This is a genomic window from Micromonospora sp. NPDC047753 (genome assembly GCF_040642735.1).
In the GTDB taxonomy this organism is placed as follows: Bacteria; Actinomycetota; Actinomycetes; order Mycobacteriales; family Micromonosporaceae; genus Micromonospora.
The window spans coordinates 1-7,567 of the sequence record NZ_JBEYSL010000348.1; the positions used below are offsets into that span (position 1 = coordinate 1).

Annotated in this window: 6 protein-coding genes and 2 pseudogenes; 4 read left to right on the forward strand and 4 right to left on the reverse strand. The window is 69.5% G+C overall.

The genetic code is table 11. The features are described from left to right. Positions 1-57: 57 nt before the first annotated feature. Positions 58-267, forward strand: a pseudogene (locus ABZ749_RS24845) (Na+/H+ antiporter); the annotation flags it as partial. Further along, positions 264-521 carry a UBP-type zinc finger domain-containing protein gene (locus tag ABZ749_RS24850; protein WP_091401591.1) on the forward strand — a complete coding sequence of 86 codons (258 nt, stop codon included), beginning with the start codon at positions 264-266 and terminating at the stop codon, positions 519-521. The pseudogene ABZ749_RS24845 and the gene ABZ749_RS24850, both read left to right, overlap by 4 nt. A 58-nt stretch (positions 522-579) precedes the next feature. Here the strand turns inward: ABZ749_RS24850 and ABZ749_RS24855 are convergent, their stop codons facing one another. Next, positions 580-1,554: a hypothetical protein gene (locus tag ABZ749_RS24855; protein WP_357231760.1), complete on the reverse strand. Its 975-nt coding sequence runs from the start codon at positions 1,552-1,554 to the stop codon at positions 580-582. A 143-nt stretch (positions 1,555-1,697) separates the two neighbouring features. Here ABZ749_RS24855 and ABZ749_RS24860 point away from each other — a divergent pair, with 143 nt between their 5' ends. Continuing rightward, on the forward strand, positions 1,698-2,354 hold the full coding sequence (locus tag ABZ749_RS24860) for an HAD family hydrolase (protein WP_357231763.1): 657 nt from the start codon (positions 1,698-1,700) through the stop codon (positions 2,352-2,354). 67 nt (positions 2,355-2,421) lie between these two features. Here ABZ749_RS24860 and ABZ749_RS24865 read toward each other — a convergent pair. The 3 genes and pseudogenes from ABZ749_RS24865 to ABZ749_RS24875 form a co-directional block, all read right to left on the reverse strand. Further along, a pseudogene (locus ABZ749_RS24865) lies at positions 2,422-3,066 on the reverse strand (cellulose binding domain-containing protein); the annotation flags it as partial. Between the two features lie 47 nt (positions 3,067-3,113). Continuing rightward, the gene (gene ctaD, locus ABZ749_RS24870) at positions 3,114-4,874 is read right to left on the reverse strand and encodes a cytochrome c oxidase subunit I (protein WP_210780947.1); all 1,761 of its coding nucleotides are present in this window, start codon (positions 4,872-4,874) and stop codon (positions 3,114-3,116) included. 130 nt (positions 4,875-5,004) lie between these two features. Next, positions 5,005-6,111, reverse strand: a complete 1,107-nt coding sequence (locus ABZ749_RS24875) for an FAD-dependent monooxygenase (protein ID WP_357231766.1) — start codon at positions 6,109-6,111, stop codon at positions 5,005-5,007. A gap of 299 nt (positions 6,112-6,410) precedes the next feature. Here ABZ749_RS24875 and ABZ749_RS24880 point away from each other — a divergent pair, with 299 nt between their 5' ends. Next, positions 6,411-7,532: a cellulose binding domain-containing protein gene (locus ABZ749_RS24880; RefSeq protein ID WP_357231769.1), complete on the forward strand. Its 1,122-nt coding sequence runs from the start codon at positions 6,411-6,413 to the stop codon at positions 7,530-7,532. Positions 7,533-7,567 lie beyond the last annotated feature (35 nt).

Sequence of the window (7,567 nt, forward strand, 5' to 3'; positions counted from 1 at the left end):
GTACCACCTCACCCACCTCCCCGCCGGTGAGAAGGGCTACGCCGAGCGGTGGCGGACCGCACCAACATGGCGTGGGAACGACTCGGCGGCAACGAGCGGGAGACCCCGTCGCAGGCGTACGGTCGGCTGCGGCAGGAGATGATCGACGCCGAGCGGGACGTGTTCCGGGCGGCCCGGGACTCCGGTCGGATTCCTGAGGAAGTGTTGGTGCAGGCCTACCGTGACCTGGACCTGGAAGAGTCGTTGCTGCGAGAGGTTGAGAAGTGAGCTGTCAGCACCTGACCGAGGCCGGTGCCGCCGAGCCGCGTACCCCCGACGAGTGCGCGGACTGCGTCGCCATTGGCGACACCTACTGGGTGCACCTGCGCACCTGCCTGAGCTGCGGGCAGGTCGGCTGCTGTGACTCGTCGCCGAACCAGCACGCGAGCAAGCACTTCGCGTCCACCGGCCACCCGGTGATCCGCTCGGCGCAGCCGGGCGAGGCCTGGCGCTGGTGCTTCGTCGACGAGGAGATCGGCTGATCGTTCGCCGTCGGCCGGGTCGGGCACGGTGGGCGGGGCGGTCGTCGTCAGGCCGGGTTCAGCGGCTGATGACGTCGACGAGACGTTCGGTGGCGAGGCAGGAGACGAGGCAGCGTTCCTTCGCGTCACCGCTCAGCCGGGCGGTCCAGTCGGTGAGGCCGCCGTCGCCGATCTCCAGGCTGCCGTTCAGGACGGTGATCCGCAGGGCGCAGCCCGTGTAGTAGCCGCGACCGCGAGACCGCTCCGGTTCGTCCACGAGCGGCACCACACCTGCGTCGACTGCCGGTCGGACCGTGTCGGCCAGCCGCTCCCGGACGATTTCGTTGTCGAACGTGGTGACGTGCAGGTGAGGCGCGGCGGCCGGTGCCAGTTCGGCGAGGACGGTCTGCCAGTAGGTGAGGTGCCGGACCAGCAGCCGGGCCTGCGTGTCGCCCGAGCCGGTGTCCCGGGCGCTGGACACCAGGGCGAAGAGCCGGAAGTGCGCCGACGCTGCGCTGCCGAAATCCTGCGCCCGCAACACCCGGTGGGCGGCGGCCAGGTGCACCTCGCTCTGTCGACGGCGACGTACGGCCGCCTCGATGGCGAGGGCGTTCGTGGGATCGCTCAGCACCTCGCTGGCGCGCATCGTGGTGACGATCCTGTTCTGGCTGACCGGTGCGACAGCCGTGCAGGCGCCGACCGGTACGACCGGCGACAGTTCCACCCCGGCGACGTCGGCGGGCAGCAGTTGCCACATCCGGGCCTCCACCCGCGCGAGCGCGCGCGGGTCGGCGCGGGCCGGGCGGACGAAGCGGTCCTCGCGCCACCGTCGTACCACTTCGGACGGGCGCGCTGTCGCCGCGCGGTCGCGGGCCACGCTCAACAGCAGACTGCGCAGGTCCGCGCCGGAAAGTCCGGACAGTGCGCTGCGGGACCCGGCCGGCATGGCCGCCCACACCCGACGCTCCGCGCCGGTCAGATCACCACCGGCCAGATCACCACCAGTCGATCCACCGCCCGCCAGATCATCGTCAACCAGACCGCTGCCATCCATGGCGTCACCATGGCCCACTCGGCGCGTCCGATCCACCGGTTTTGCCGCGTGCCGGCGATTCCCAAGTGATCATCCAAGCCCGCCGGCTGCGCGTACCCCCGCCTATGCTTCACCGACGATCTGAGCGTCGACGGGGGACGGACATGATTGACACTGTCATCTTCGATGTGGGTGGGACAATTCTCGACGAGTCCCACGAGTTCGCTGCCTGGGCCGACTGGCTCGACGTGCCCCGGCACACCTTCTCGGCGGTCTTCGGTGCGGTGATCGCCCGGGGTCTGGACTATCAGGAGACGTTCCGGGTCTTCCGGCCCGACTTCGATCTCGCCATCGAGCTGGAGCGTCGGGCGGCGGCCGGCCAGCCGGAGTCGTTCGCCGAGGAGGATCTCTACCCGGACGCGCGGGGATGCCTGAAGTCCTTGAAGGACCAGGGCCTGTTCGTGGGCCTGGCCGGTAACCAGCCGGCTCACGCGGAGGCGACACTGCGCGATCTCGAGCTTCCGGTGGACGTGATCGGCACGTCGCACGGGTGGGGTGTGGCGAAGCCGTCACCGGTGTTCTTCGAGCGGGTCGTCGCCGCGGGCGGTGGTGTCGCGTCGTCGATCCTGTACGTCGGCGACCGGCCCGACAACGACGTGCGCCCGGCCCTGGAGGCGGGCATGAAGACGTGCCTGATCCGACGCGGTCCGTGGGGGCACATCCTCGACGCCTCCACGGTGGCCGAGCGGTGCCTGTTCCGGATCGACTCGCTCGACGAACTCCCGAGCCTGGTGGCCGAGCACAACGCGGCCGGCGGTTGACCCGCCGGCCGCGCGAGACGTGCGGTCCTGGTGGCCGCCCTTCCCCGGGCGGCCACCAGGACGTCGGTCAGGTCAGCGAGCAGGCCGCCCCGTTGACGGTCACCAGGCCGGGGCCCGGGTTGGCGCCCCCGGTGGTCGTCGCGTTGAAGCCGAACATCACTGAGCCACCCGGTGCGATCTTGGCGTTGTGCGACTCGTTGCGCGCGGTCACCGTCGCGCCGGACTGAGTGACCTTCGCCAGCCACGCCTCGCGTACCCGCTGGTCACCGGTGAACGCGAACCGCACGCTCCAGCCGTTGACGGCGGTGGTGCCCGTGTTCTGGATGGTCAGCTGCCCGGTGAACCCGGTGCCGCCCTGCCAGGCGCCGTAGTTGGTGTAGCGCGCCGTGCAGGTGGTGGCCGGCACCGCGCCGGCGTCACCCTGGTCGGCCAGGAACGAGGCGATCCAGGTCAGCGCCGAGTTCCAGTTGATCGCCACCTCGTTCGTCGAGTACGAGTTGATGTCGTCGACGTAGCAGAACATCGGCTCGCAGCCGGCCAGCAACTGTGCCACGAACGGGTCCTGCAGGGCCGCGTTCGGGCCACCGGCGAGCGAGCCGGCGGGCGGTCGGGGAAGGCTCGGGTCGAGCTGGTGGCCGAAGATCCGGCTGTGCTGGTTCTCCGCGGCGTGCTCTCCCCACCCGGTGACATAGGAGATGTTCAGGGCGTTGCGACAGAGGGTCCCGGGGGCGGCGCCCGTCGTACTGCTGAGATTGAGCGTCAGTGCCTGTCGACGTCGCTCGCGGTGTCTTCGCGGTAGCTGGCTCCGCCGTCCGACTCGCTGGTGAGCGGCTTGGCGCCACCCTCCGGCGGGCCGGCCAGGCTCTGGCCACCGGCCGCCAACTCCGGGAACTTCGCGTCGAACGCCGGCCGCTCGGAGCGGATCCGCGGCATCCGGTCGAAGTTGCGCAACGGCGGCGGGCTGCTGGTCGCCCACTCCAACGAGTTGCCGTGACCCCAGGGGTCGTTCACCTCGACCACCGGGCCGGTCTTGTACGACTTCCAGCAGTTGTAGATGAACGGCAGCGTGGAGATACCGGTGATGAACGCGCCGATCGTGGAGATCGTGTTCAGCGTGGTAAAGCCGTCGCTGGGCAGGTAGTCGGCGTACCGACGGGGCATGCCCTCATTGCCGAGCCAGTGCTGCACCAGGAACGTGGTGTGGAAGCCGATCATGGTGAGCCAGAAGTGCACCTTGCCCAGGCGCTCGTCGAGCATCCGGCCGAACATCTTCGGGAACCAGAAGTAGATGCCCGCGAAGACCGCGAACACGATGGTGCCGAAGAGCACGTAGTGGAAGTGCGCCACCACGAAGTACGAGTCCGACACGTGGAAGTCGATCGGCGGACTGGCCAGCAGCACACCGGTGAGACCACCGAAGAGGAAGGTGACCAGGAAGCCGACCGCCCAGAGCATGGGCGTCTCGAAGCTGATCTGGCCCCGCCACATGGTGCCGATCCAGTTGAAGAACTTCATACCGGTCGGCACGGCGATCAGGTAGCTCAGGAAGCTGAAGAACGGCAGCAGTACCTGGCCGGTGGCGAACATGTGGTGCGCCCACACGCTCATGGAGAGCGCGGCGATCGCGACGGTCGCGGCGACCAGACCCTTGTAGCCGAAGATCGGCTTACGGGAGAAGACCGGGATGACCTCGCTGATGATGCCGAAGAACGGCAACGCCACGATATAGACCTCGGGGTGCCCGAAGAACCAGAACAGGTGCTGCCAGAGCATCGGCCCACCGGTTGCCGGGTCGTACACGTGCGCGCCGAGGATGCGGTCCGCGGCGAGCGCGAAGAGCGCGGCGGCCAGCAGCGGGAAGACCAGGATCACCAGAAGGCTGGTGACCAGGATGTTCCACGTGAAGATCGGCATCCGGAACATGGTCATGCCGGGCGCACGCAGGGTCAGCACCGTAGTGATCATGTTCACGGCGCCGAGGATGGTGCCCAGGCCGGAGATGGCCAGACCCATGATCCACATGTTGGCGCCGACGCCCGGCGAGTGCTCGACGCTGCTCAGCGGCGCGTACGCGAACCAGCCGAAGTCAGCGGCGCCACCCGGGGTGATGAACCCGGCGGTCGCCATCGTTCCGCCGAACAGGTACAGCCAGTAGGCGAAGCTGTTCAGCCGGGGGAAGGAGACGTCAGGCGCGCCGATCTGGATCGGCACGATGTAGTTCGCGAAGGCGAACACGATCGGCGTCGCGAAGAACAGCAACATGATCGTGCCGTGCATCGTGAAGAGCTGGTTGTACTGCTCCGGCGACAGGAACTGCAGCCCGGGTCGGGCCAGCTCAGCACGCATGACCAGAGCCATCAGGCCACCGATCATGAAGAACACGAACGCGGTGATCATGTACATGATCCCGATCTGCTTCGCGTCCGTGGTTCGCAGCAGCCGCGCGATGGCCGACCCCTTGACCGGCTCCCGGACCGGCCAGGGCCGGGTCACGACCGGCTTGGGTGCGACGGTGGTCACGAGTGGCCTCCGGTTCTCGGTTGTCCCGCTCGGCACACGCTGTTTATCGGCGGGCCGTCATCCGCAAGGAGGATAGTCCCCGGCAGGTCGCAGCGCCGCGTGGGGTGGCGTGACACGATCTACTACGGGCCTACAGCGGGCCGAGCAGGAGCCGGTAGTGCTCCCCGAAGATCCGGTCGCCGCGGCCGCGTAGCAGCGGGTCGCGCAGCGCCGGCGGGACGTCCCTGGTGCGGTTGCGGTCCCGGGTCCGGTCCCGCACCCATCGGGTACGCGGACGGCGACGACTCTCGTACGCCACCAGGGCCGCCTCCACGCTGTTGGCGGCGCGCAGCGACTCGGCCAGCACCACGGCGTCCTCCAGGGCCATTGCCGCACCCTGCGACAGCGTCGGCGCGGTGGCGTGCGCGGCGTCGCCGACCAGCAGGACTCGCCCCCGGTACCAGCGACCCAACTCCACCTCGTCGGTGATCCCGACGTGCACCTCGTCGAGGGCCGCCAGCACCTCGGGCACCGGGCCGCGGTACTCGGCGAAGAGGTCCCGCAGCCGGGCGAGGGGGTCGGCGGGTTCCTTGGTGCCGGCCTCGTCGGCGTAGATGTGCAGCCGTCCGGCACCGATCGGCACCATCAGGAACCCGGAGCGCTGGCCGAGCAGCGCGGTCCACTCGGTGACCGGTGGGCCGTCGCGCAGGAGGGCCCGGTAGACGACCTGCCCGACGGGGCGCGGCGGCCCACCGAGCGCGGCCAGCGCGCGGACCGAGGAGCGTGGCCCGTCGGCACCGATGACCAGGTCGTACTCCGTGGTGGTGCCGTCGGTGAAGGTGACGCCCACCGCGCCCGGGAGCAGCTCCAGGGTGCGGACCTCGGCGCCGTGCCGCACGGCGCCGCCGGCACCACTGAGCAGCACCCGGTGCAGGTCGGCCCGGGGCAGCGCCCGGCACTCGCCGACGCCGGCCCAGAGGGCGTCGAGGTCGACCTCGCAGAGTTGCGCGCCGGCGGCGTCGTAGAACCGCTGCCGGTGGATCACCTGCCCGACCGGCCGGACCGGGTCGTGCAGGTCGAGCCGGTGCAGCGCGCGGGCGGCGTTGCCGGGCAGGTAGAGACCGGTCTCGGTGGACTCCCCCGGTGGCAGCTTGTCGGTGACGTCGGGCCGGAAGCCCGCCAGGCGCAGCGCCCGGGCTACGGCCAGGCCGGCGATGCCCGCGCCGACGACGAGGATGCGCAGGGGGGAGCCACCCATGGTGGTGTACGCCTCCGGAGGGGGAGCGGCACGCGTTGGAGGCAACACGCTACTCGGAGCGATCGGCGCACACCAGGCCCAATCGGTCCGCTCCCCGCCGCTCGTCGGGGACCCGAGCCGCTTGGCTGGCCGTCCGTCGGCAGCCGTCCGGCGGGGCATGGCAATCCTCACAATTCACCAGTTCGACGCGGACGGTTGCGCACCAGTTTCAGACATGTAAATGTGTCGTTGAGCGTGGGAGCGCTCCCGCACCACCCCACCACATCCGGCGCCCGGCACGCGCCGAGTCGAGGAGTGTCATGAAACGTCAACTTCGGGCCCTGGCCGCCGCCGGGTTGCTGGTCGCCAGTTCACTGGTGGCCGTGGCCCTCGGCGGGAGCGCCTCCGCCGACACCCAGATCTGCGAACAGTACGGCTCGACGGTCATCCAGGGCCGCTACGTGGTGCAGAACAACCGCTGGGGCACCACCGCCCAGCAGTGCATCAACGCCACCAGCAACGGCTTCGAGATCACCACGCTGAACGGGAGCAGCCCCACCAACGGGGCGCCCACGGCGTACCCCTCGGTGTTCTTCGGTTGTCACTACACCAACTGCTCACCGGGAACGAACCTGCCGATCCAGGTGAGCCAGATCAGCAGCGCCACCAGCAGCATCTCCTACCGCTACGTCAGCGGCGCCACCTACAACGCGTCGTACGACATCTGGCTGGACCCGTCGCCCAAGCGGGACGGGGTGAACCAGATGGAGATCATGATCTGGCTCAACCGGCAGGGCCCGATCCAGCCCATCGGCTCGGTCGTCGGCACCACGAACCTGGCCGGCCGCACCTGGGAGGTCTGGCGGGGCAGCAACGGCTCCAACAACGTCATCTCCTACGTCGCGTCCTCGGCGATCTCCAGCCTGAACTTCAGCGTGCTGGACTTCATCAGCGACACCCGTAACCGGGGCGCGATCACCAACTCCTGGTACCTGACCAGCATCCAGGCCGGCTTCGAGCCGTGGCAGGGCGGTGTCGGCCTGGCGGTGACCTCGTTCTCGGCCAACGTCAACGGTGGCGGCCAGCCGCCCACCAACCCGACGACCCCGCCGCCGAGCGGTGGCGCGAGCTGCGCGGTGAAGTACACGGCGAACTCGTGGAACAACGGCTTCACGGCCGACGTGCAGATCACCAACACCGGGTCCAGCGCGATCAACGGTTGGACGCTGAACTACAGCCTGCCCGGCGGGCAGACGGTCACCAACGCCTGGAACGCCACGGTGAGCCAGAGCGGGTCGACGGTGACCGCCCGCAACGTCGGCCACAACGGGTCGGTCGCACCGGGGGGCACGGCCAGCTTCGGCTACCAGGGCACCCTGAGCGGGGCCTACTCGTCCCCGACCAGTTTCTCGCTCAACGGGGCGACCTGCTCCCGCTCGTGAACTGATGGTGGGGGCGCGACCATGCGGTCGCGCCC